The 22,551-nt window shown below is 64.6% G+C and carries 25 protein-coding genes; 16 read left to right on the forward strand and 9 right to left on the reverse strand.

Features of this window, described 5'->3' with window-relative positions; genetic code table 11:
- The first annotated feature begins 173 nt into the window (after positions 1-173).
- Positions 174-884, forward strand: coding sequence for a dienelactone hydrolase family protein (locus K6G35_RS18970; RefSeq protein WP_008646864.1), 711 nt, complete (start codon positions 174-176; stop codon positions 882-884).
- 75 nt (positions 885-959) lie between these two features.
- Here the strand turns inward: K6G35_RS18970 and K6G35_RS18975 are convergent, their stop codons facing one another.
- The gene (locus K6G35_RS18975; RefSeq protein WP_495676858.1) at positions 960-1,709 is read right to left on the reverse strand and encodes a glycine zipper 2TM domain-containing protein; all 750 of its coding nucleotides are present in this window, start codon (positions 1,707-1,709) and stop codon (positions 960-962) included.
- Positions 1,710-1,860: 151 nt separating this feature from the next.
- Positions 1,861-2,328, reverse strand: a complete 468-nt coding sequence (locus tag K6G35_RS18980) for a MarR family winged helix-turn-helix transcriptional regulator (RefSeq protein WP_035880659.1) — start codon at positions 2,326-2,328, stop codon at positions 1,861-1,863.
- Between the two features lie 191 nt (positions 2,329-2,519).
- Here K6G35_RS18980 and K6G35_RS18985 point away from each other — a divergent pair, with 191 nt between their 5' ends.
- Entirely contained in the window at positions 2,520-3,071 is a 552-nt protein-coding gene (locus tag K6G35_RS18985; protein ID WP_008646869.1) for a YggT family protein, read from the forward strand.
- A 212-nt stretch (positions 3,072-3,283) separates the two neighbouring features.
- On the forward strand, positions 3,284-3,556 hold the full coding sequence (locus tag K6G35_RS18990) for a hypothetical protein (RefSeq protein ID WP_008646871.1): 273 nt from the start codon (positions 3,284-3,286) through the stop codon (positions 3,554-3,556).
- A 71-nt stretch (positions 3,557-3,627) separates the two neighbouring features.
- On the opposite strand, the gene K6G35_RS18995 is transcribed toward K6G35_RS18990, so the two are convergent.
- Entirely contained in the window at positions 3,628-4,539 is a 912-nt protein-coding gene (locus tag K6G35_RS18995; RefSeq protein ID WP_035880655.1) for a LysR family transcriptional regulator, read from the reverse strand.
- A gap of 215 nt (positions 4,540-4,754) precedes the next feature.
- Between K6G35_RS18995 and K6G35_RS19000 the strand changes: the two genes are divergently transcribed.
- A complete protein-coding gene (locus K6G35_RS19000) occupies positions 4,755-5,576 on the forward strand; it encodes an IclR family transcriptional regulator (protein WP_024569351.1) in 822 nt (273 codons plus the stop codon).
- 26 nt (positions 5,577-5,602) lie between these two features.
- Here the strand turns inward: K6G35_RS19000 and K6G35_RS19005 are convergent, their stop codons facing one another.
- From K6G35_RS19005 to K6G35_RS19020, 4 genes are all read right to left on the reverse strand, one after another.
- Positions 5,603-5,878, reverse strand: coding sequence for a 2Fe-2S iron-sulfur cluster-binding protein (locus K6G35_RS19005; protein ID WP_029310185.1), 276 nt, complete (start codon positions 5,876-5,878; stop codon positions 5,603-5,605).
- Positions 5,879-5,958: 80 nt separating this feature from the next.
- Positions 5,959-6,279 carry a hypothetical protein gene (locus tag K6G35_RS19010; RefSeq protein ID WP_008646877.1) on the reverse strand — a complete coding sequence of 107 codons (321 nt, stop codon included), beginning with the start codon at positions 6,277-6,279 and terminating at the stop codon, positions 5,959-5,961.
- Positions 6,280-6,318: 39 nt separating this feature from the next.
- Entirely contained in the window at positions 6,319-6,621 is a 303-nt protein-coding gene (locus K6G35_RS19015) for a 2Fe-2S iron-sulfur cluster-binding protein (protein ID WP_008646885.1), read from the reverse strand.
- Positions 6,622-6,673: 52 nt separating this feature from the next.
- Positions 6,674-8,212: a hypothetical protein gene (locus tag K6G35_RS19020; protein ID WP_008646886.1), complete on the reverse strand. Its 1,539-nt coding sequence runs from the start codon at positions 8,210-8,212 to the stop codon at positions 6,674-6,676.
- A gap of 268 nt (positions 8,213-8,480) precedes the next feature.
- Here K6G35_RS19020 and K6G35_RS19025 point away from each other — a divergent pair, with 268 nt between their 5' ends.
- The 7 genes from K6G35_RS19025 to K6G35_RS19055 all read left to right on the forward strand — a co-directional run bounded on the left by K6G35_RS19025 (position 8,481) and on the right by K6G35_RS19055 (position 14,595).
- Positions 8,481-9,410, forward strand: a complete 930-nt coding sequence (locus tag K6G35_RS19025) for an ornithine cyclodeaminase family protein (protein WP_035880647.1) — start codon at positions 8,481-8,483, stop codon at positions 9,408-9,410.
- A 149-nt stretch (positions 9,411-9,559) separates the two neighbouring features.
- Entirely contained in the window at positions 9,560-10,276 is a 717-nt protein-coding gene (locus K6G35_RS19030; RefSeq protein ID WP_008646888.1) for an iron-containing redox enzyme family protein, read from the forward strand.
- Positions 10,277-10,351: 75 nt separating this feature from the next.
- Positions 10,352-11,800 (forward strand): aldehyde dehydrogenase family protein, encoded by a 1,449-nt coding sequence (locus K6G35_RS19035; RefSeq protein ID WP_495676859.1) that lies wholly within the window; start codon positions 10,352-10,354, stop codon positions 11,798-11,800.
- 24 nt (positions 11,801-11,824) lie between these two features.
- Positions 11,825-12,304 carry a GlcG/HbpS family heme-binding protein gene (locus K6G35_RS19040; protein ID WP_008646896.1) on the forward strand — a complete coding sequence of 160 codons (480 nt, stop codon included), beginning with the start codon at positions 11,825-11,827 and terminating at the stop codon, positions 12,302-12,304.
- Between the two features lie 17 nt (positions 12,305-12,321).
- Positions 12,322-13,326, forward strand: a complete 1,005-nt coding sequence (locus K6G35_RS19045) for a 2Fe-2S iron-sulfur cluster-binding protein (protein WP_035880643.1) — start codon at positions 12,322-12,324, stop codon at positions 13,324-13,326.
- Positions 13,327-13,458: 132 nt separating this feature from the next.
- Positions 13,459-14,199, forward strand: coding sequence for a GntR family transcriptional regulator (locus tag K6G35_RS19050; RefSeq protein WP_008646900.1), 741 nt, complete (start codon positions 13,459-13,461; stop codon positions 14,197-14,199).
- A gap of 228 nt (positions 14,200-14,427) precedes the next feature.
- Positions 14,428-14,595 (forward strand): hypothetical protein, encoded by a 168-nt coding sequence (locus tag K6G35_RS19055; RefSeq protein WP_008646901.1) that lies wholly within the window; start codon positions 14,428-14,430, stop codon positions 14,593-14,595.
- Between the two features lie 103 nt (positions 14,596-14,698).
- On the opposite strand, the gene K6G35_RS19060 is transcribed toward K6G35_RS19055, so the two are convergent.
- Entirely contained in the window at positions 14,699-15,544 is an 846-nt protein-coding gene (locus K6G35_RS19060; protein WP_008646903.1) for a phytanoyl-CoA dioxygenase family protein, read from the reverse strand.
- 252 nt (positions 15,545-15,796) lie between these two features.
- Between K6G35_RS19060 and K6G35_RS19065 the strand changes: the two genes are divergently transcribed.
- From K6G35_RS19065 to K6G35_RS19085, 5 genes are all read left to right on the forward strand, one after another.
- A complete protein-coding gene (locus K6G35_RS19065) occupies positions 15,797-16,723 on the forward strand; it encodes an AAA family ATPase (RefSeq protein ID WP_008646904.1) in 927 nt (308 codons plus the stop codon).
- A gap of 24 nt (positions 16,724-16,747) precedes the next feature.
- The gene (locus K6G35_RS19070; RefSeq protein ID WP_495676860.1) at positions 16,748-17,761 is read left to right on the forward strand and encodes a DUF58 domain-containing protein; all 1,014 of its coding nucleotides are present in this window, start codon (positions 16,748-16,750) and stop codon (positions 17,759-17,761) included.
- Positions 17,758-19,773, forward strand: coding sequence for a transglutaminase TgpA family protein (locus tag K6G35_RS19075; RefSeq protein ID WP_495676861.1), 2,016 nt, complete (start codon positions 17,758-17,760; stop codon positions 19,771-19,773). Before K6G35_RS19070 ends, K6G35_RS19075 begins: the two co-directional genes overlap by 4 nt.
- A gap of 86 nt (positions 19,774-19,859) precedes the next feature.
- A complete protein-coding gene (locus K6G35_RS19080) occupies positions 19,860-20,357 on the forward strand; it encodes a MarR family winged helix-turn-helix transcriptional regulator (RefSeq protein ID WP_495676862.1) in 498 nt (165 codons plus the stop codon).
- Positions 20,354-21,931, forward strand: a complete 1,578-nt coding sequence (locus tag K6G35_RS19085) for an MFS transporter (protein WP_186426712.1) — start codon at positions 20,354-20,356, stop codon at positions 21,929-21,931. Before K6G35_RS19080 ends, K6G35_RS19085 begins: the two co-directional genes overlap by 4 nt.
- A gap of 124 nt (positions 21,932-22,055) precedes the next feature.
- Here K6G35_RS19085 and K6G35_RS19090 read toward each other — a convergent pair whose 3' ends face one another.
- Positions 22,056-22,379 carry a hypothetical protein gene (locus K6G35_RS19090; RefSeq protein ID WP_008646914.1) on the reverse strand — a complete coding sequence of 108 codons (324 nt, stop codon included), beginning with the start codon at positions 22,377-22,379 and terminating at the stop codon, positions 22,056-22,058.
- Positions 22,380-22,551 lie beyond the last annotated feature (172 nt).

Consider the following 22,551-nt stretch of genomic DNA (forward strand, 5'->3'; position numbering starts at 1 on the left):
TATGAGGCCCGGCTGTCGCCCGGCCAATGCCGGCATCCGTCCCCCGGATGCCGGCTTTTTTGCGCGGACCCGCACCCATGTATCGCGTGGTCCGCTGCACGATTGCCTTACCGGTGGCAAACTTGCGCCCTGGTTCCCCACCCTCTGAACACTTCACCCCGGAGTTTCCGACCATGACCACCAATAGCCGCTGGATTCGTATCGATACCCCCGATGGCAGCTTCGACGCCTACCTGAGCCTGCCGCCAGCAGGCAAGCAGCCGGGCAACCCGGGCATCGTGCTGATCCAGGAGATCTTCGGCGTCAACGAGCACATCCGCTCCGTAGCGGACCAGTACGCCGCCGACGGCTACGTGGTGCTGGCGCCGGACGTGTTCTGGCGCACGGCGCCGCGCGTGGAACTTGGCTACTCGGGCAAGGACTGGGAAGAGGCCATGAAGCTGCGCCAGGCCGTGAACCTGGAGGAAGCCGTATCCGACATCGGTGCGACGGCCAAGGCGCTGCGCGCGGAAATCGGCGCCGGCGGCAAGGTGGCGGCAGTGGGTTACTGCTTTGGCGGGCTGCTGTCGTACATGGCGGCCGCGCGCGGCATGGTCGATGCGGCGGTGCCGTACTACGGCGGCGGTATCCAGAACAACCTCAAGGAAGCAGAAGCGCTCAACGTCCCGGTGCAGTTCCACTATGGCGCGCTCGACGCCCACATCAAGCCCGAGGACGTCGAACGTGTGCGTCAGGCTGTGGCGGGCAAGCGCGGTGTCGAGGTCTTCGTCTATGACCAGGCCGACCACGGCTTCAACTGCTGGGCGCGTGGTTCGTACCACCAGCGTTCGGCGGCGCTCGCGCATGGCCGCGCGCTGACGTTCCTGACCAACGCGCTGTCCTGACGCTTCAATGCAGCCGCCGTTCCGCTGCGCAGTACGTCTTCGACGGTTTCAACGGCTGCAGCGGACCCGGCGCGCTCAATACGGCATCGCCACGCCGTTCTGAATCTTGACGCGATCGCCCGTGCGCAGGTTGTACGGGCTGTTCTGCGTCACGGTCACGTAGGCGTTGTCGTTGGTGCGCACGCGCACGCGGAAGGCCGCCGGCGTGGTGCTGGAGCGCTTTTCCACTTCATTGCCGGCCAGCGCGCCGGCCACCGCGCCACCGATCGTTGCGACGGTATTCCCGCGGCCGCCGCCCACCTGGTGACCCAGCAGACCACCCACGACACCGCCGATCACGGCACCGGCGCCGCTCGTGTCGGCCGGCTGACCGGCCAGTTGCTCGATCGACTCCACCCATCCATAACGCACGGCGTACTGGTCGTTGTAGCCGTTGTTATAGCTGCCGTCGTAGTTCCCACCCTGCGGCGCGGAAGGCTGCGACGGGTAAGCGTACTGGTCATAGGTCTGCTGTTGCGGGTAGGTCTGCTGCTGGGGATAGCCTTGCTGCTGAGGATATCCCTGCTGTTGAGGGTAGCCCTGCTGCTGCGGATAGGCGGGGTAGCCACCGCTGACCTGCGTACCGCTGCCACCATAGCCAGCGTTGCCATACGAGGCGCCACCGTATGCGGTGCTGCCGTAGGAGCCGGACGAGCCGGAAGAGCCGTAGGAGCCGCCATAGCCCGACCCGTAGCCATCGCCATAGCCGCCATATGGCGCGGCGCAGCCAGCCAGGGCGCTCGCGGCGAGCGCGGCCAACACAACCGGACGGAACGGGAAAGACATGATGAAGGCTCCTGCGTCGATGCGCGTATTGGTATTGCGCGGGAGTCTAGTGCCGTCGTCCGGCCGCAGGTGTCACCGGAGATTGTGATGGGTAACCGCCTGTAACCGCATCATCGCGTCATCACCTCATCGCCTCCATGCGGGAGGTCGATCAGATGCGCTCGGCGCCGTCGTCGTTGAACGCCGTGATACGCGCCACGCGGAACGTGTTGCGCAGCGATTCCAGTTCCGTGCGATGCAGTGCCGCCAGGCGGTTCAGGCAACGCTCGCCCTTGGCCAGCAGATGAATCTGCACCACGCGGCGATCGTCGGGATTGATCTTGCGGCTGACCAGTCCGGCGGCCTCGCACCGGTTGACCAGCGCCACCACGCCATGCTGCTTGGCCTGCAGGCGCTCGGCCAGTTCGCCCACCGAAGCCCAGTTCTTGTCCGGGCATCCGCGGATATGCAGCATCAGCAGATACTGCTGGACGGTCACGCCTTCGGCGCGCGCGGCCTCCTCCGAGAAACGCAGGAAGCGGCGCAACTGGTAACGAAAATCGGAGAGTGCTTCGAAGTCCTGCTTGTGCAGCACGGCGGCTTCTTCGGAGGCCCTGGCTTGGGCAGACTTGCGTGGCATGGATGTCGGATCAGCGAGAACGTTGGTGGACCGGCCGCCCATTATAGGAGGTGCGCCCGCAGGCGCCGCCGTGCGCTGGCGCGCATTGCCCGGCAATCCCGCCCGTACTTCGACGCTTTGGGTCCCGGCGCGGTATGGCAGAATCTGTGCGGTTGCCGACACCCTATAACCGCAAAACGGAAATCCGCCCGATGTTCACGGAAATCATCCTGTTCCTGCTCGATACTGTTTTCACGCTCTTTGGCATGGCATTGCTGCTGCGCCTGTGGATGCAACTGTCCCGGCTGCCTTCGCGCAATCCTGTGTCCCAGGGCGTGTTCCAGGTGACGGACTGGATCGTCCGCCCCCTGCGCCGCATCATTCCTGGCCTGGGTGGCATCGACTGGGCCACCGTCTTCGCGGCCTATCTGACCGCCGTGGCGTTCCTGCTCTGCCGCGCGCTGGTGCTCGGCGCCGATCCGCTCGGATTCCTGCCGGTGATCCTGGCGCTGGGCGTGCTCAGCATGCTCAAGTGGGGCATCAGCATGGTGATGTGGGTGACGCTGCTGATGGCGGTGCTGTCGTGGGTGAATCCCAACTCGCCGCTGGCGGCGCCAATCTGGCACTTGACCGCCCCGCTGCTGCGCCCGATCCAGCGCGTGGTGCCGCGCCTGGGTGGCTTTGACATCTCTCCGCTGATCCTGTTCGTGATCGCCCAGATCCTGCTGATGGTGATCGCCAACGTCAGCCGTGGAGTGGCCTGAACGCCATTTCTAAAGCGATGGCGCACCCGATAGGACAAGTGCCCGGGGCGCCACGCTACCACAGACAGGAACTATAGGGAAAACCCTTATTGTCCAAATCGTTGGACAGTCTGTCGAGGATTCTCCCTTTTTCCTGTGCCTGCTGAAGCCTACATTACAGGCACCGCGGAACCCACCGCGATCACTGCCAAAAATAGTAGGAAAGCACAACCATGAAGACCCTCGCACTCTCCCTGCTTTGCGCCATCGGCCTGTCTGTCGGCGCCACCGCCGCCCAAGCATCGGAGTTCAATTCGGATCTGGCCCGCCTGGACGGAAGCATCGCCCGCAAGGTCGACCCGTACCTGGATGGCGCCCGTGGCGTCACCGAAAAGCGTGACGTGTACACGGAAGGCGCGCGCGGCGTGACCGAGAAGCGTGATGTCTACACCGAAGGCGCGCGTGGCGTGACCGAAAAGCGCGACGTCTACAGCGAAGGCGCCTGAGCCTCGCCTGCCTGATCCAGGCAAGTCAGACGGGGCGCTCCCCCTGCCCCGTCAGCAGTACACAGCGCAAGTTACTGCCCGAGATCATCGAGATCGGCCCCCATCATCGATTCAATCGCTTCCATGAATGCGCGCACCTTGCGCGGCTGCAAGCGACGGTCGGGCAGTAACGCAAAGACCCTCAGCGGTGGCAACGGCCAGTCGGGCATCATCCGCACCAGCCTGCCCTGCGCAATCTCCGCCTCCGCGGCTGCCATCGGCACACGCGCGATCCCGATTCCAGCCAGCGCGGCCTGCATACGCAGTTCTGCGTTATAGGTCTGCATTCGCGGACGAATCGGCACGGAGATACGTTCCCCATCCCGCGAGAACTCCCATACCGAGACACCGGGCGTGGCCAACGTCGGCATGTGTGACAGATCTTCCGGCTGCATCTGCGCCGGCAGGCTAGCCGCCAGCGACGGTGCCGCCACCAGGCCCCTTTCTATATGCCAGATGCGTCGGGCGATGGTGCCGGAATCCGGCAGGTCGGTATCCACCGTGACGAAGGCGATGTCGAAGCCTTCGCGGATCGGATCAACCAAGCCCTGGGAGATCTCCACCGTGATGTCGAGCGCGGGGTGCGCCGCCAGTGTCCGACAAATCACACCGCCGAGTTGCTGGGCGCCGAACTCATAAGGCGTGGCGATGCGCAGCATCCCCTGCACACGCTCCTCGCGGGCCAGGGTCTCCTGCCGGATCTCGCGCAGTCGCGCGAACAGCGGCGCGACGTCGCGATAGACCGCGCCGCCAGCGTCGGTCAGCCGCATGCGGCGCGTGGTGCGCTCCAGCAGCTTGGCGCCGATGGCCGTTTCCAGTCGGGCCACTGCCGCCGAGACGCGCGACTTCGGGCAATCGAGTGCCGCGGCTGCCGCCGTGAATGTGCCCTGCTCGATCACGCAGCAGAATGCCTCCCAATCGTTCCACTGAATTGTTTCGTTCACCGGACCCTGTTTCCTTTGCTGACCCTTGTTGTCCCGACTATCTGTCCACCATTGTGCGGACGCACATTATGCGATAGACAGATATGTCTCGTCAGCGTGCCCGGGCACCCCGGTACCGGCCGCAAATGCATCAGACTGGCAAAGCCGGCGCATTTCCTCTACCCTTTCGGCCTTTCCGAGCCAATTCCGGCGCATCGACGCCGATGTTCCGATCGATGGCGAACCCAGCCGATACCGCAACGTCCCGCGCGCCCGTAGCCGGCGCCACCGAAAAGCCAAGCGACAGCTACGTGCAGTCCTTCGCACGCGGCCTGTCGGTGATTCGCGCCTTCAATGCCAGCCACCCCGCGCAAACGCTGACCGAGATCGCCCAGGCCAGCGGCCTGACGCGCGCCGGCGCGCGACGCATCCTGCTCACGCTGGTGGGGCTCGGCTACGTGCAGAATGACGGCCGGCTGTTCCGGCTTACGCCAAAGATTCTCGATCTCGGCTTCGCCTATCTGACGTCGATGCCGTTCTGGAATCTGGCCGAGCCGATCATGGAAGCGCTGTCGCAATCGGTCCATGAAAGCTGCTCGATCTCGGTGCTGGACGGGACGGAAATCGTCTATGTGCTGCGCGTGCCCGCACGCAAGATCATGACGATCAACCTGTCGATCGGCAGCCGCCTGCCGGCCTACTGTTCGTCGATGGGACGCGTGCTGCTGTCGGGACTGGATCAGGAAGAACTCGATCGCGTGCTGCACGCGTCGGACCTGCGGCCACGCACGCGCCGCACCGTGACCGATATCGGCGAACTGAAGACGCTGATTGGCGAGATTCGCGAGCGCGGCTGGGCGCAGAACGACCAGGAGTTGGAGGAAGGGCTGGTTTCGCTGTCCGCCCCGATCCGGAATCGCGGCGGTCAGGTCATCGCCGCGATCAACATCAGCGGCCAGGCCAATCGCACGAGCGCGCAGGAGATGGTGGAGCGCTTCCTGCCGCCGCTGCTGGAAGCGGCGGGCAAGATTTCGGCGATGGTGGGGCTGCGTACCTGAGGGCCAGGGCGCCCGCCCCCCCGCGGTTACCAGGAAACCGCGATATCCCCCTTCACGAACGTCTGGCAAGCCATGCGATAGCCAGCGCGCAGATCGTCGTCGCTGAGATGCTTGCGCTCTTTCGGCTTGACCGCGTCGGTGTGTTCCAGCCCGCGTTCGATGCGGCACTTGCAGGTGCCGCAGATCCCCCCTCCGCACTTGAACGGAATGCCGCCTTGCTCGCGCAGGGACACGCGCAGCAGATTGCTGTTCTCCGGCGCGTTGACGGTCTTTTCGCCGTTGGTCACGAACGTGATTTCGATCGTCCGGGGCTTGGGCGGGGTATCGGTATCGGGCACGGCGGCGCCGGCGTCGATGTCGCCGATGTCAGTCTGGGCCTGCATCATTGCTTCCTTAGGGAGAGGTCCATGCTGCCGAAATGCGCCAGCGATTGCAGCGCGGTGCGGGCAGCGTCGAGCGTGTCGAAGCGCTCGAGGAATTTCGTCGGCACGTGATTGACGACCTCGGCGGATTTGTCCGCCTCGTCGATGACACGCACCTTCAACGGGTGTTGGGTATCGGATAGCTCGGCAATCACGAACGTGGCGGTGCAGCGCCCGTAGAACAGGTACTCCCACGTCTCCACCGGGTCCACGCCGGGCACGGCCTCGGTGCGGAACTGGCCCGGTTTGCTGGTCAGGATCACGTACATGGCTTGGTTCATCCGCTGGTTCCCTCGGTCATTGCTCGCTCATGTCATCCTTCAGGCAGCCAGTTCTTCCTGCTCAAGCTCGATGTCGTGCGTGAGCCAGATCTGGCAGGTCAGCCTGAAGCCCTGATCGAGCCGGTCGCCGAGCTGCTTCTTCTCTTTCCAGTTCGGCGGCGGCAGATGCTCCGCGCCGGACAGCACGCGGCACGCGCATTTCGAGCACTTGCCCATGCCGCATTCGTAGCGCAGGTTCGGATATGGAAACTGCTTGATGCCCGCGCGCACCACGAGGTTGGTTTCTGGCTTGACCTCGTCAACGAAGACCTGGCCGTTCTTGTGAAAGACAACTTTCGGCATAGCTCTGCTTTCCGCAATCAATGAATGGGCAATTGGGATGTCCGCCACGCGCTCAGTGCCAGATCAGCATCGCGCAGATGGTGGAGACGAACAGGCCGGCCAGCACTGGCAGCAGCAGCGCCCGCACGGCATCCAGTACCGGCACACGCGCAAATCCGGCCACGGCAATCAGGGACGACCAGGCGATCAGCGTGCCGCCACCGGTCCAGACCGCGCCCATCTGGCCGACGGCCGCCAGCGTGGCCGAGTCGAAGCCGACCACGGGACCAAGCGCGCCGGCCAGCGTGCCGGTCAGCGGCAGTCCGGCAAAACCCGATCCGTCGATGCCGGTGATCATGCCGACCAGAAGCACTCCGAACGCCACCAGCACGTGGTTGTCGGGAATCATGTGCTGGTAGGCCTGGATCAGTTCGAACAGCAGGCTCGGCGCGCGGCCCGTGTCGACGCCGAGAATCTGCGCGGCGGTCTCGCCCGCGCCAACGAAGAAGAAGCCCGCGATCGGCAGCACCGAGCCCATTGCCTTGAACGCGAAGACGAAGCCATCGGTGATGTGCTCCGGGCACGTGTCGAGCATCTTGCGCGGGCCTTCGGCGGCCAGCGTCGCCAGCATCATCAGCACTGCAGCCACGCCACCCACCAGCGCAGCGGCCGCACCGCCCTTGAGATCGACCATGCCCGAGGAGATCTTCGGCAGCACCATCAGCGTCACAACGCAGGCAAAGGCCAGCGGCGTCAGCACGGCGAAGAACTTCGACCACTTCACGCGGCGCTGGGCCACCATCGCCAGGCTGCGTTCGATATTGGCGTCGGTGTCCAGCGGCTCCTCGTGCGAGGTGCCACGTGCGATCTCGGCCTTGTCAAAGGTGCCGGTGGCTTCCACTGCGGTGTCCACACCGGTGGCACGCGCCTGCCAGCGGTCGAGCAACGCGCCGCTGGCGGGAACGATATGACGGCGCATCGACAGATAGGCCAGCGTGAGCGCGATGCCACCCGTGATGATCGACAGGATCAGCGCGCGATCCGCCACCACCGCCGCGCTGACCGCCGCGCCAGCCGCCTTGGCGCTGATGCCAGGTGCCACACCGATCACATAGTCCGACGACAACGCCATGCCCTGACCGGCAATGGCAATGGCCATGGCCCCCGCCAACGGCGGCAGCCCGGCGGCAATCGCGGCCGGCAGCAAGATGGCGGAAACCAGCGGCACAGCCGGCGTCGGCCAGAAGAACAGCGAGATCACGTAGGTGATGCCCGCCAGGATGAAATAGGCGCTGTGACCGTTCTTCATCACCACGCGGAACGGCTCGACCATCCGGACATCGGATCGCAATGACTTCAGCGCGTTGAGCAGCGCCGTCATGAAGGCAATCACCAGGAAGATATTGAACAGTTCCTTCGCCGCGACCAGGCTCGCGGAGAAGATGCCGCCCAGTGCCGTGACCGGACTGCCAGTGATGGCCAGTATCACGAGGAACGTGCCGATGATCGACGGCACCACGACGTTAGCACGCATGATCATGGTCAGCACGATCACGGCCACGCCTAGCAAATACACCCAATGTGCCAGGCCGATCTCTACGGTTTGATGCATGAGGCTCCCCTGTTATGGAGGCCCTTGTGGGGGCGGATATGAATTTCTGTTTTCACTACGAGTTGTATACTATATTCCGCATATCCTCTGACACAAGCAGAAATTACCACGCCTAGGGAAATCCCCAAAAGAGGGGCGATTTTCCGCTCTGGCGCACGGAATATGCGCATTTGGCACCAGTTCGGCGCCGACGAATTTCGTGAAAAGGGGCTAGCACTTTTTGAAGCATTGTGTAGACTGTATACCGAAATACAAACAAGACGCCCCTATGCTCCATATCACCGACACCCTGATCGATCGCCACGTCACGGCCGCCGATGCGCAGGCCGCGATGCTCGACGCCTTCCGCAGCTTTGGCCGCGGGCAGGCCGCCATGCAGGAACGCATCCGCACGGAGGCCGGCGGCGTGAAGCTTTCGACGCTTGGCGCGGTAATCCCGGATCAGCAGGTAGCCGGCGCCAAGGTTTACACGACGATCGCCGGTCAGTTCTCGTTTGTCATCCTGCTGTTTTCGACGGTTGACGGACGCCCGCTGGCTTCGTTCGACGCCGGCGCCATCACGCGGCTGCGCACTGCGGCCTGCACCGTGCTGGCCGCAAAGCGGTTGGCGCGCCCCGATGCGCAAACCCTGGCGTTGTTCGGCGCGGGCACACAGGGCGTGCAGCACGCATTGCAACTGTCGGCCGCACTGCCGCTCCAGCGCATCCTGATCTGTGATCCGTATGCCGATGCGGAGGCCGCCACGCGCCTGTCTGCCCAATGCGGCGTTTCCGTGTCATTCGCGCAGCCCGAGGAAGCGGCCGCAGCGGCAGACATCATCGTCACGGCCTCGCGCTCGACCACGCCACTGTTCCCTGGCGCCATCGTCAAGCCGGGCACGTTCATCGCGGCGATCGGCTCGAGCCTGCCGCACACACGCGAGCTGGACGATGTGGCGCTGTCACGCGCGTCCGCAGTGGTGGTCGAATGGCGCCCGCAGTCGTTGCGGGAGGCCGGCGACCTGGTGCTCGCCGACAAGGCGGTGCTGCCGGACGAGAAGATCGTGGAACTGGCCGATGTACTGCTAGACACCGCGCCCACGCGCAAGCATGCCGACGACATCCTGATCTACAAGTCGGTCGGCGTGGGACTTGAGGATGTCGCGCTGGCCGGTATTGCCTATCAACGCATCACCGCCGCCCAAGCCGCGGCTGCCTGAACCTATTCCGATGAACCTGCCGCCGCGCGCGGCATTTTTGTCGGCCCAACGAAAGTGTAGGAAGTATACAAACCCGAAAACGCCGCGACACCGCTCAGCGAGCCGTGGTGACCAACCCCAACCGACCTCGTCAAAACAGGAGCCCCAACATGGCCGAACTGATGAACCGTGAAGAATTCCGCACCGCGCTCGAAAACGCGATCAAGGGCAAGAGCGCTAACCAGGCCCCCTTCAGCAAGGCCTGGGCCAGCGGCGAACTGAGCCGCGAGCATCTGGCGCGCTGGGCAGAGAACCACTATCACTACGTCGGCCCGTTTGCGGATTACCTGGGCTACATCTACGCTCGCACGCCCGACCACATGACCGAGGCCAAGGACTTCCTGCTGGCCAATATGTACGAGGAAGAGATCGGCGGCGACCGCCATACCGATCTGCTGATCCGCTTTGCCGAAGCCTGCGGCACCACGCGCGAACGTGTGGTGAGCCCGGACAACATGTCGCCGACCACGCGCGGCCTGCAAAGCTGGTGCTACGCCGTGGCCATGCGCGAAGACCCGGTGGTGGCCGTGGCTGGCCTGGTGGTGGGCCTGGAATCGCAAGTGCCGTCGATCTATCGCAAGCAAACGCCGACGCTGCGCGAGAAGTATGGCTTCACCGACGAGGAAGTCGAGTTCTTCGACCTCCACATCGTGTCCGACGAGATCCACGGTGAGCGCGGCTACCAGATCGTGCTGGAGCACGCCAACACGCCCGAGCTGCAGCAACGCTGCCTGAAGATCTGCGAAATCGGCGCCCAGATGCGCCTGCTGTACACGACGGCGCTCTATTACGACTACGTCGACACCAAGGCACAAGCCGCAGCCTGAGTTGCGCAAGCAGTACGCCCCGGACGCGCGCGAGCCGCGTCCGGTGTCCCGATCCCAGTTCAAGGCCCCCGCAAGATGACCGAGACGTACCGCAACTACATCGATGGCGAATGGTGCGACAGCGCCAGCGGCCGTACCGTCGATAACGTCAACCCCGCCGACACACGCGACATCGTCAGCCGCCACGCCGCGTCCGACGCGCGCGACGCCGCCGCCGCTGTGGCCGCTGCCGCAGCCGCGTTCGACGGATGGAAAAAGACCCCGATCGGCAAGCGCGCGAAGATCCTCAACGATGCGGCCGCGCATCTGGAAGCCAACGCCGACACCATCGCCGCCGAACTGACCCGCGAGGAAGGCAAGGCGCTGAACCTGGCGCGCGACGAGGTCATGCGCTCTGCGCAGACCCTGCGCTTCTACGCCGTGGAGGGTCAGACGTTCAGCGGCGAAAGCTATCCGAACGATGATCCCGACATGCTCGTCTACAGCCTGCGCGAGCCGCTGGGTGTGGTGACGGTGATCTCGCCCTGGAACTTCCCCGTGTCGATCCCGGCGCGCAAGATCGCGCCTGCGCTGATCACGGGCAACACCGTGGTGTTCAAACCCTCGTCCGACGCGCCGCTGTCCGGCTACCGGCTGGCCGAAGCATTCGTCCGCGCCGGCATTCCGAAAGGCGTGCTGAACTTCCTGACCGGCAGCGCCGCCGAAGTGGGCCCGACCATCGTGGAATCGCGCGAGGTCCGCGCGGTCTCGTTCACGGGATCGACGTCCGCCGGCGAGCAGATTCACAAGTCCGTGCCGATGACCACGCGCACGCAGATGGAACTCGGCGGCAAGAATCCGCTGATCGTCATGGAAGACGCCGATCTCGATCGCGCGGTGGACCTGGCAGTCAAGGGCGGCCTGTCGCTGTCGGGCCAGGCGTGCACGGGCACCAGCCGCATCCTGGTGATGCGCGAGGTAAAACAGGCATTCACCGAGAAGCTGGTGGCCAAGGTCAAGGCGCTGAAGATTGGCAGCGGCATGACGGCCGGGATGGACCTCGGCCCGCTGGCCACGCGCAAGCAACTGGAAACGGTGCTGAGCTACATCGCCATCGGCAAGCAGGAAGCGACCTTGCTGTGCGGCGGTGAGCAGCTGTCCGACGGCGATTTCTCGCACGGCTACTACGTTGCGCCGACCGTGTTCACCGACGTGACCCAGTCGATGCGCATTGCCCGCGAGGAAATCTTCGGGCCGGTGCTGGCGATCATCGAAGTCGACAGTTACGCGGACGCCATCGCCCAGGCGAACGACACCGAGTACGGTCTGTCCGCCGCCATCGCCACGCGCAATCCGCGCTACATGCACGACTTCACGCGCGATATCGAATCAGGCACGGTCAAGATCAACCGCACCACCACGGGCAACCTGGTCAACGCGCCATTTGGCGGTCTCAAGCGCTCGAGCACCTCGACGTTCCGCGAATCGGGACGCGCTGGCCTCGAGTTCTATACGCAGATCAAGACCGTCTACCAAGGCATCTGAGAAGGCACCTGAAGGATTACGAACATGAAGAAAGCCATCAAGCTCGAGTTGAAGGAAGCCCGCCACATGGTGGCCGCGGCCATTCGCAAGGCCGAGGAAATCGGCGTGCTGGAATCCATCTGCATCGTCGACGACGGCGGCTACCCACTGCTGCTCGAACGCATGGACGGCGCCCGCATCACCGGACCGCAGATCGCCTGGAACAAGGCCTTCACGGCCGCCGGCCACAAGCGTTCGACCCACCTGTTCAACACGCCGCCCAACGGCCCCGCGCTGCCCGGCAATGAGGCCTTCGGCATCCAGTGGAGCTTCGACGGCAAGTTTGCCGTGTTCGTGGGCGGCTACCCGATCGTGGTCAATGGCGAGGTGATCGGCGGCGTGGGCCTGTCCGGCGGTAACGGCGAGCAAGACACCGCGTGCGGCGTGGCCGCGCTCGAAGCATTGCGCGACCTGCTGGCGGCGGAAGACCTGACCGTGCTGGCCCAGGCCGATATCAAGAAGTAACCAGGGAAGGAGTCATCATGTCCTATCGGGTCGAGATTGCGGAAACGCAGCAGGTTTTCATGGTGGCGCCCGGCGAGTCCGTGCTCGATGCCGCCCTGCGCTGCGGTGTCAGCCTGGCGCACGAATGCACCTTCGGCGGCTGTGGCACGTGTCGCGTGCGCGTGGTCGACGGTGCCGTGACCTATGAAGAATTCCCGATGGGACTGACCGAGGAAGAAGACGCGGCCGGCTTCGCGCTGGCCTGCCAGGCCCGGCCCGCCGGCGACCTCGTCATCAGCACCGCGCGCGCTGCGGAACCCGCGATTCCGGCGCGGCGTACCACCGCGACGGTGCAGGCCATCACCTCGCTCGGACCCGATGTGCTGCATCTGCGGCTCGCGTTGTCCGACGACGAGGTGTTCGTGTTCGAACCGGGCCAGTACATGAAGATCCTGCTCGAGGACGGCAGCCATCGCAGCTTCTCGATGGCATCGGCCCCGAACGGAAACACGGTGGACTTCCACGTGCGGCAGATCGCGGGCGGACGCTTCACCACGGGGCAGCTTCCGCAACTGCGGCCGGGCGACAAGCTCGACGTCGAAGTCCCGCACGGCAGCTTCAGCCTGCGCAAGGAAGACTACCGGCCGCTGCTGATGGTGGCCACCGGCACCGGGCTCGCGCCGATCAAGAGCATGCTCGAAGCGCTGATGGATGATCCGGACTGTCCGCCCGTGTGGCTCTACTGGGGGATGCGCTCGGCAGCGGATCTCTATCTCCATGACGAGATTGCCCGGTGGGGCGAGCGGCTCTACGATTTCCAGTACGTGCCGGTGCTGTCACGCGCGGACGATGCCTGGCAGGGCCGGCGTGGCTATGTGCACGACGCGGTGGCGGCCGATATCGGCGACTTGTCCGAACACGCGATCTATCTGTGCGGCTCTCCGAACATGATCCACGACGCCAAACAGACATTCATGGTGCTGGGCGCGCAGGCGCCATTCATCTATTCCGACGGATTCACGTTCCAGCACGCGCCGGGCTGACACCGGCACGAGAACGCGCATCTCAATGTCTACCCTATGTCTGCATTAAGGGGGTGACGGTATACAATAGCGGCATTCACGCCGTGGCCCAGCGCAGCGGCGTCCACCGAATTCCGACGGCCGATCCCGACCATGAACGACGCCACTGCCAGTGCCTACAGCCAGATTCCGGATGCCCCGGCTGCCAGCCTTGGTGCCCAGCATTCCCCGCTTTTCGCGCTTGTCACCGATACGCTGCGCCAGCGCATTCTGGGCGGCCAGTACGAACCCGGCGAGCGGCTGGTGGAAAACACGCTGTCGCTGGAGCTGGGGGTGTCGCGCATTCCGGTGCGCGAGGCACTGCGCGCGCTGGCGGCCGAAGGTCTGGTGCACATCGAGCCACGCCGTGGCGCCTCGGTGGCGCGGCTGTCACCCAATATCGCCCGCGAGATGGTGGAAGTACGCGCCACGCTGGAAGGCCTCAATGCCAAGCTGGCCGCCCAGCGCCGCGACCCGGCATTGATCCAGGAACTCGAAAAGGTGTTGAAGGAAGGCAATGACGCTGTCGACAGCGGTCAGACGCAGCGCTTTGTCGAGTTGAATTCGCGCTTCCACGAGGTACTGGGCACCATTGCCGCAAACAGCGTGCTGCAGGAAATGATGCGGTCGCTGCGCGAACGCACGGCGCTGCTGTTCGCCCCGGCCAACCTGACCCGCGCGCGCACCAACTGGGACGAACACGCGCAAATCCTTCAGGCCGTGATTGCCGGCGACGCCGACCTGGCATCGCTGCTGGCCACGCGACACGTCTACAGCGCGGCCAAGGCCGTCGAGGCCATGAATCCCGACCCGACCACAGCATCCACGTCCGCGGACGCCAACAAGGCGGCCTGACGCTCTCCCCCCTCCCGCTTTTTCAGCTTTTTCGGCTTCTTCGGCCTCTTCCGCTTCTTTCCGAGTTACCCAATCCGTGGACCGGTCCGGTGCATCTCGCACCGGTGCCGGGCTGTCCGGCATTCCCATCGTGGCAAGCAATACCATGGTGCGCACCACGAAATGGCGCACTGCACCAATTTTGTGTATACTGTAGTCTGATGTTAATCACAATTGGGAATGACCATCATGCAATACCCGGATGCTTCGTATTTCGACCGTCCGGTGGGCGAGCAGCTCTTGAGCCACTTCGCACGCCGTGACGCCGTTCGGCACACCACGCCGTTGCTGCCGTTCCGATTCGCTGACGTGCTGGCGCTGTTCCGCGGCACGAACGCCCACCGCAAGACCGTCTGAGCGCACCGCGCACCCAAATAAAAACCGCCCCGAGGGGCGGTTTTTATTTGCCGGCGAATCGGCCGCGATGTGGATGAAGCGCCTCAGAGCGCATCGGAGCACATCAGAGCGTCGTAGGCGGCAACTCCACACTGCCAAACTCCGCCGACCGCGTGCCGGCAACCGGCCGATTGCTCGCTCCGAAATACGCGAACGCCACCGACAGCTTGACCGCCTCGGAATCATTGCGACCCGCGGCATGGAACAGCCGGCTGTCGAACATCAATACGTCGCCACGATGCAGCGCCAGCGGCATGGTGCCCTTGAGCAACTGCTGGCTGGCAGGATGCGCCTCGACCAGGAACTCCGCCGGATCCAGCTGCGCGGGGTCGAGCTTCGCGCGGTGCGAGCCCGGAATGACGCGCAGCACGCCATTGCGCTCATCTTCATCGCCCAGGGCCAGCCACACCGTGATCAGGTCGCTTTTGACGAACGACCAGTAGCGGGTATCGCGATGCCAGCCGGTCTGGCTGCCGTAGTGCGGATGCTTGGTCATCACGCAGTTGTGATGGGCCAGCGTGAGGCGGGCCGGCTCGCCGAGCAGTGCCTCGACGGTGGCCACCACAGCCGGATCGCTCGCCCAGCGGCGGAACACCTCGTCGCGACCATAGGCCTGACGCAAGCGTCGCACCGTATGCCCGCCTGCCGCTTCTCGCGTGGCCGGCGCCCCCGGATAACCCAGATCGGCCTCGAACTCGACCGGCGGCACCGCGGCAGCCAGTTGCTCTCGCGTCACCGCCTCCAGCGCCGCGCAAGTGGCTTCGCTCGCGAACTTGCGCAGCACGATATAGCCACCCGCGTGGAATTCGCGTGCCAGACTGGCCAGCGCGGCCTGATCCGCGAGCGGGGCGGAAGAATCGAAGTCGAGGGAAGCGGACGCGCCAGACGCGTGGTGTTGCGGGGCAGTCATTGCAGCGGAGGAGAAAAATCTGAAAGTGGCAAGTCGCCAACAAGGTCGATGATGCCAGAAGCCGCGAAATCCGGCGCGGGCTGGCGCCTGATTTCGAGAATTCGCCACGGGATCGCCATACTTTCAGACCCCCCTACGTGCGGAATCCCACTGTCCGATGCGACCCGTGCGCCGCTACAATGGCCGGACCCTTGCGCGGCCGACGGCAAGAATCCGGCCACTGCCTCCAACCCGACCCCAAAGAGCGCCATCGTGACTGCCCGACCCAAGATCGCCGCCTCGCTGACCGAGGTGCAAACCCAGTTGGGTCGTATCGTGCTGGGCAAACCGCGCCAGGTCAGGCTCGCCCTGGCCTGCATTCTGGCTGGCGGTCACCTGCTGCTGGAGGACGTGCCCGGGGTCGGCAAGACCACCCTGGCGCATGCGCTGGCCCGCACGCTCGGGCTGCAATATCAGCGGGTGCAGTTCACGAGCGACCTGCTGCCCGCCGATCTGGTCGGCGTGTCGATCTTCAAGCGCGAGACGGGGGAGTTCCATTTTCATCACGGCCCCGTGTTCGCGCAGGTCGTGCTGGCCGACGAGATCAACCGTGCGCCACCCAAGACCCAGAGCGCGCTGCTCGAAGCCATGGCCGAGCGGCAGGTCACGCATGACGGCATCACCGAGACACTGTCGGCCCCATTCTTCGTCATCGCCACCCAGAATCCGCTCGAGCAGATCGGCACCCATCCGCTGCCGGAATCACAGCTCGACCGCTTCACGATGCGGATATCGCTTGGCTATCCCGACGCCGCGTTCGAACGCGTCCTGTATCTCGGCGGCGCGATCAAGGACGAGGCGGAGGCGGTCATGGACGCCGATCAGGTCGTGGCCCTGCAAACCGCCGTGGAGAAGGTCTATGCCAGCCCGGCACTGGTGGACTACGTGCTTGCGCTGGTGCAGGCCACGCGTGTCGAATCGAGCTTCGTGACCGGGCTTTCCCCGCGTGCCGGACTCGCATTGCTGGCCTGCGCGCGCGCCTGGGCATTGCTCGATCAGCGCGAGATGGTCTTGCCGGAGGACGTCCAGGCCGTGTTCGAGCCAGTGGCCGCGCACCGGCTTCTGCCCGCGGGTCAGGTCGCGCTGAACCAGGGCGCCGATACACTGGCTCGCCTGCTGGCCAGCGTCGCAATTCCCTGAGGTCATCGGACACACCCCCGCCCCATGACCACGCGGCCAGCTCTCCCCGCGCCCGATCACCTTGTCCCTGCGCCGGGACGCTTCTCCGCGTGGTTGCGCCGCAAGCGCGCGCCCGTCAACGGTGTTGTCACGCTCGACCGCCGGCATCTGTACATCCTGCCGACACGCGGCGGCATCGGGTTTTCGGTGCTGCTGGCGACCATGCTGCTGACATCGCTGAACTATGCGATCAGTCTCGGCTTCGCGCTGACATTCCTGCTGGCCGGCATCGGCATGGGCTGCATGTGGATGGCTTACCGCAATCTGCTCGATCTGCGCGTGTCAGCCGGACCTGTCACACCGGCATTCGTCGGTGAGTGCGCGATTTTCACCTTGCACGTCGATAACCAGGATGCCGCCGCGCGAATCGGGATCGAGGCCCGCACGCCGCTATCCGATGCCAGTACAGAAATGGCCGCCCTCACCCTCGACGGCGTTTCCAGTGGCACGTTACCGGTGCGACTCTCCGCCATCCGGCGCGGACGACTGGCGTTACCACGCGTCACGCTTTCCAGCCGGTTTCCGTTCGGCCTCTTCCGCGTCTGGAGCTATGCCGACCTGGGACTTGCCACCATTGTCTATCCCGCGCCGGAAGCCAGCCCGCCTCCGCTACCCCTGCACCCTCAATCCGACGATGCCGACGACGGCGCGGCCAGCTTCGCGGCTGACGACGGGATCGATCAGTTGCGCAGGTACCGGCCCGGCGATCCATTGCATCGCATCGCCTGGAAACACAGCGCGCGCACCGGAAAATGGCTGACCCGCTCGGGACACACACCGCAGCAGCCGAGTTGCTGGATCGACTGGAATACCCTGCCGCCGACCATGGACACGGAAGCGCGGCTGTCCCGCCTGTGTGCCTGGGTGCTGATGACGGGTGAGGTATCGGAAATCGGGTTACGCCTGCCGGGCGTCGAGATCAAGCCGGGTCGCGGTTCCGCCCACGTGCGTGCATGCCTGGAAGCCCTGGCACTCTGGCCGGAGCGGCGCGCGCGATGAGCAAGAAGGCAAAGACCGTCGCGGTCCGGCCCCTCGGCCATCAGGAACAGGGGATGCTGATCGGCCAGCTTGCGCTGGTGCTGGCGCCGCAGGCGCGCACCCTGCCTGTGTCGGTCAGCCTGCTGCTGGTGCTGCTGCTGGCATGGCGCTGGATGCTATGGAAGCGGCGCGCGCCATTGCCCTCCAAACTGACAGTGGGCTTGGCCGCAATACTGGTGCTGGTAGTGGCCGGCGCGTTGGTCTGGCAATCCGGCGGCAATCTGGGACGCGAACTCTGCATCGCGCTACTCGCGGCCTTCGTGGTGCTCAAGCTGATGGAAACCCGTGCGCTGGGCGATGCCACGCTCATCACACAGCTTTCGTTCTACCTGCTGCTCACGCTCTACCTTGCCGATCAGCCATTCTGGCTGGCGCTCTACAGCATGGCGATCGGTGCATGGGTCCTCCGCAACTGGCTGCTATTGCACCACCCCGAAGCGCGTGGCCGACTGGCGATCTGGCCGTTGCTCGGACGCATGGCGCTGTTCGGGCTACCGTGGGCGGTGTTCCTGTTCGTGCTGTTCCCGCGCCTCGACCATCCCTTGTGGCGCCTGCCGCAAACGGAGCCGATCGGTCGCACCGGTATCAGCGACACGATGAAACCCGGCAGTATCGGCAAATTGATCCGTTCGCCCGACGTCGCGTTCCGCGTCGACTTCGTCGGAGAGACACCACCACCGGCCGCGCTTTACTGGCGCGCTTTCGTGCTCTGGGATTACGACGGCGAGACCTGGCGGCCGGCCCGGTCCCGTTCGGTGCGTCCGGCCGACGGGCTGCGCGACGATATCGGTGACAGCGACTTTGCAGGTTCGGCGGCACCAGGCGCGCACGAGTACAACATCACGCTCGAGCCGACGCAGGCGTCGTGGCTATACGTGCTCGATCGTGGCCAGGCCATCTCCTCGAGCCTCAATGCGCAGGTTTCCACCGATAACGAGTTCTTTGCGAACCTCCCCGTCGACCGGCCGTTGCGCTATCGCGCCCGATCCGTATTTGGGGCGGTACCCGAACCGCTGACCCAGCGCACGCTCCGACGAGCCCTGACGCTACCGGAAGGCAATCCACGCAGCCGCGAACTGGCTGCACGGTGGGCCAACGAGTATCCGGATCCGTGGCAGCGCGTGCAGGCGGCCCTCCGGCTCTTCGCTGCGGCACCGTTCGCCTACACGCTGTCTCCACCGCCCCTTGGCCAAGATCAGGTCGACAGCTTTCTGTTCGAAACGCACCGAGGCTTCTGCGAGCACTATGCCAGCAGCTTTGTGTTCCTGATGCGGGCAGCCGGCGTGCCGGCGCGTGTGGTGGCTGGCTATCAGGGCGGAGACTTGAACCCGGTCGGACGGCACTATGTGATTCGGCAATCCGATGCCCATGCCTGGGCGGAGGTCTGGATCGCACAGCGTGGTTGGGTTCGCGTTGACCCCACTGGTGCCGTCGCACCCAGCCGGGTCGAGCAGGGCGTCGACGCGGCGCTGGCTGGCGACGAAATCCCAGCATTGCGTGATCTGCGGGCACCGGGCTGGCTGCGTGATCTGCGCTGGGGTCTCGATGGTCTCAGCTATACGTGGCAGCGCTGGGTATTGCAGTACGACCGTGTCCAGCAAGGAAAACTGATGGAGCAGGCTGGGCTGGCTGGCAAGTTGCCGTCGGTGCTGGTCGGCGGGCTGGCCGCCTTGAGTCTGCTCGCACTGTTGCCGCTCTGGCTGCGGCGCCGGCGTGCCGATCCGGTCCAGGCACTCTATGACCGCTTCTGTGGGCTGCTGGCGCGGCACGGCTGCGTACGTGATACCTCAGAAGGGCCGCGGGACTACAGCGCTCGCGCCTGTGCAGTGCTACCTCGCGCGGCGTCCGCGGTGCAGGCGTTCACCAACGGCTACGTGGCATGGCGCTACGGCGCCCCGACGACGCAGCAGCAGACCGAAGTCATTGGCCGGCTGCGCATATCACTGCGCGAACTGTCGAAGGCATTGCGGTAATCAGTCCTTTCACGCTTCACCTTGCCAAAGGTCCGCACGCCGCATATAGTTTCATCCGTAACTATTACAGATGAAATCATACAGTCATGTCATTCGAGCGTCGCATTGATCGCTTTTGCGCGGAGTATCCGGAAGCGCCCCGTGACCTGATCCTGGCATCGCGGCTATTGCTGAGGTCGGCAAGGCTGCTGCGCCAGCATATCGAACGGGCGCTTGCCGTACATGATCTCGACCTGAACCAGTACCTCGTCATCAGCATGTTGGGGATCGACGCCATGGAGCCGACCATACCGTCTGAACTGGGACTGACGATCGATGCCACACGCACTCAGATGACCCGCCTCATCGACGGGCTCGAGACGCGCGGACTGGTCCAGCGCAAGGCTTCGCAGCACGACCGGCGCAGCCTCGAGCTCATCCTCACCCCCGCCGCCCACGACTTGCTCAAACGTGCCGCACCGACAGTCCATGCCGCCTACGCCGAAGCTTGGGCACCCATCGGCAAGACCGCTCTGGCAGCCGTCACACGCGATCTCGGTCGGCTACATCAGCATCTGGCCGCACTGGGAGCGAACGCATCGTGACCGCACAGGCAGACCCCTGGCATCGGCTGCGCGCCCGCATGAGGTGGTTGCGCCTGCTCAGCCACCAGCAGCGGCAGACGTTGCTCATGATCTTGCTGGGCCTGGCTACCGGCGTCGAGTTTCTCGAGAACATCATGTTCGTGTTCGCGTCGAGCCATATCATCGGCGGCATCGACGCGGACCCGCGCAGCTTCGCGCTGGTCCAGGCCGCCTATGCTGTCGGGAGCATGCTGATGATCCTGACGCAGCATTGGCTCGCGCGGCGATTCGGATATCGCTACTACCTGACCGGGTCACTCCTGCTGTTCATGGCGGGCACGCTCGCAGCCGCCACCAGCACCGGACTGACGCAAATGGTGGGGGCCCGCTTCGTGCAGGGCGTTGGGGGCGGCGCGCTGTTCACGAGCTGCCGGATCCTGGTGAACATGATGTTCAGCCAGACCGACCGTGTGAGGGCTTCGCGCATCTTCATGCTCGGCATCTTCAGCGCTTCGGCGCTGGGCCCCGCATTCGCCGCGGAGCTGGTCGATCGAGGTGTCTGGCAGGACGTCTTCTATGGCGTGCTGCCGTTTGCGGCACTCGCGACGATCGGCGCCTGGCTGTTGCTCCCGGACGCGGAAGCCCGCGATGACGTGGAAGGACCCGGGCTCGGTCCACTGCTGCTGTTCGGCGTCGCGATCGTCGCACTGCAGGCAACGTTGACGGAAGCCCGTTTCGACGTGTTCTCGCATCCGATACGCGTTGCGCTGATCGCCGCGCTCGCGCTGGCGCTGCTAACCGTATTCCTGTGGCAGCAGTGGCACCACGAAAAGCCCGTGCTGCACCTGCGTGCGCTGTACCAGCCCGTCTTCCTGACCGGCCTGACCATGTACTTCGTCTATTACATGATCAGCAACCTCGCCGCCTATGTGTTCCCGATCTACGCGGAGCAGGCGCTGCGGTTTCCGCTGGCCACCACCGGCTGGCTGAACACGTTCGCCGCGACGATCAGTCTGGTCGGCATCTGGGTGTATCAGCGCGTGGCACGCAAGCTGAAACACAAGAAGCCGCTGATGACGACGGGATTGCTGCTGATGGCTGGGGCGATGACATGGTTCTCCTTCATGCCGCCGGACGTCGGCCCCCCGGCGCTCATTGTCGGACTGATCGGCAAGGGGCTCTTCGGCGTGATGGTCATCATTCCGATCGCTGGCCTGACATTCGGCTCACTGGCCGGCGATGACTTCGCGCATGGGTATCGCAGCAAGAACCTGATCCGCCAGATCGCCAGCTCGTTTGCATCGGCGCTGGGTGCTGTCCTGCTGCAGAACCGGCAGTTCGCAGTGCATACGAGCCTGGTGCATGCTCTGGGGCAGCGACCAGCCGAAACGGAGCAATGGATGCACACCATGCAGGCTGCGCTGGCAGCACGCGGATTCGAGCCGGGCCAGGCCCATGCAGGCGCGCTCGCACAACTTGCGGCCCTGGTGGATCAACAGGCGCGCTTGATTGCCTGCGAGGATCTCTATCGATTGATTGCCGTGCTCGCCTTGGCGGCTGCGGTCTTCATGCTGGTACAGCGTCGGCTCGACTAGCCAGGGAATGTGCCTTGCTCAGGCAGGAAAGGCGGGAGGAGTACTGCATTTGCGCTGGCGACAGCGCGGCAATGGCGGCGGATCGCCATCACATCGATCAGGCGTGCGCAGGTTGCGCTCGCCCTTAGAACAGCGACAACTGGCGCATGCCAAAGCCTACCGTTTCTTCCACTCGGGCACGCGCATGGGCCAGCGAGCCTTCTGCACCGGAGTAGTTGCCGGCTGCCCAGTGGTAGACCACAGGGAGATCGCCACGGTCGGACAAGCGGACTTCACCGAGTTTGTCGCCGCGTTCGTTGCGATAGTAGTGTGAGCGATAGCCCCGTTCCCAGTGCGGCGGAGCTTCTTTCTTGCGCCGACGCGGTGTCGGCTTCGTGACGGCTGGCACAAGCCGCCGTGCCAGGTCAGTAGCCGGCGAGGTGGGGGCGCGGGCGAAATCCAACTGCATAGACTTCCTTCTTCTGTCGATTCAGCAAGAACCAGAAGTGGTGATCGCAATATCACCACACGCTTCATGCATCGCAGTCGAGATCATACCCGTTCAAACACGGTTTTGGTGTGTTTTGTCTCCCGGAAATCCGCTTCTGGCAAGGGTTTGCGGGACGTATACCCGTTTACGG

It is taken from the genome of Cupriavidus sp. HY129 (genome assembly GCF_059492215.1).

Excerpts from the sequence above, each read along its gene's own strand:
- K6G35_RS19035 (WP_495676859.1), top strand. The coding sequence starts at position 10,352 with ATGACCGAGACGTACCGCAACTACATCGATGGCGAATGGTGCGACAGC.
- K6G35_RS19030 (WP_008646888.1), top strand. The coding sequence starts at position 9,560 with ATGGCCGAACTGATGAACCGTGAAGAATTCCGCACCGCGCTCGAAAAC.
- K6G35_RS19075 (WP_495676861.1), top strand. The coding sequence starts at position 17,758 with ATGAGCAAGAAGGCAAAGACCGTCGCGGTCCGGCCCCTCGGCCATCAG.
- K6G35_RS18970 (WP_008646864.1), top strand. The coding sequence starts at position 174 with ATGACCACCAATAGCCGCTGGATTCGTATCGATACCCCCGATGGCAGC.
- K6G35_RS19055 (WP_008646901.1), top strand. The coding sequence starts at position 14,428 with ATGCAATACCCGGATGCTTCGTATTTCGACCGTCCGGTGGGCGAGCAG.
- K6G35_RS19070 (WP_495676860.1), top strand. The coding sequence starts at position 16,748 with ATGACCACGCGGCCAGCTCTCCCCGCGCCCGATCACCTTGTCCCTGCG.
- K6G35_RS19080 (WP_495676862.1), top strand. The coding sequence starts at position 19,860 with ATGTCATTCGAGCGTCGCATTGATCGCTTTTGCGCGGAGTATCCGGAA.
- K6G35_RS19050 (WP_008646900.1), top strand. The coding sequence starts at position 13,459 with ATGAACGACGCCACTGCCAGTGCCTACAGCCAGATTCCGGATGCCCCG.
- K6G35_RS19060 (WP_008646903.1), bottom strand. The coding sequence starts at position 15,544 with ATGACTGCCCCGCAACACCACGCGTCTGGCGCGTCCGCTTCCCTCGAC.
- K6G35_RS19020 (WP_008646886.1), bottom strand. The coding sequence starts at position 8,212 with ATGCATCAAACCGTAGAGATCGGCCTGGCACATTGGGTGTATTTGCTA.
- K6G35_RS19045 (WP_035880643.1), top strand. The coding sequence starts at position 12,322 with ATGTCCTATCGGGTCGAGATTGCGGAAACGCAGCAGGTTTTCATGGTG.
- K6G35_RS19090 (WP_008646914.1), bottom strand. The coding sequence starts at position 22,379 with ATGCAGTTGGATTTCGCCCGCGCCCCCACCTCGCCGGCTACTGACCTG.
- K6G35_RS19000 (WP_024569351.1), top strand. The coding sequence starts at position 4,755 with ATGGCGAACCCAGCCGATACCGCAACGTCCCGCGCGCCCGTAGCCGGC.
- K6G35_RS19025 (WP_035880647.1), top strand. The coding sequence starts at position 8,481 with ATGCTCCATATCACCGACACCCTGATCGATCGCCACGTCACGGCCGCC.
- K6G35_RS19015 (WP_008646885.1), bottom strand. The coding sequence starts at position 6,621 with ATGCCGAAAGTTGTCTTTCACAAGAACGGCCAGGTCTTCGTTGACGAG.
- K6G35_RS18975 (WP_495676858.1), bottom strand. The coding sequence starts at position 1,709 with ATGTCTTTCCCGTTCCGTCCGGTTGTGTTGGCCGCGCTCGCCGCGAGC.
- K6G35_RS19010 (WP_008646877.1), bottom strand. The coding sequence starts at position 6,279 with ATGAACCAAGCCATGTACGTGATCCTGACCAGCAAACCGGGCCAGTTC.
- K6G35_RS18980 (WP_035880659.1), bottom strand. The coding sequence starts at position 2,328 with ATGCCACGCAAGTCTGCCCAAGCCAGGGCCTCCGAAGAAGCCGCCGTG.
- K6G35_RS18985 (WP_008646869.1), top strand. The coding sequence starts at position 2,520 with ATGTTCACGGAAATCATCCTGTTCCTGCTCGATACTGTTTTCACGCTC.
- K6G35_RS19040 (WP_008646896.1), top strand. The coding sequence starts at position 11,825 with ATGAAGAAAGCCATCAAGCTCGAGTTGAAGGAAGCCCGCCACATGGTG.
- K6G35_RS18990 (WP_008646871.1), top strand. The coding sequence starts at position 3,284 with ATGAAGACCCTCGCACTCTCCCTGCTTTGCGCCATCGGCCTGTCTGTC.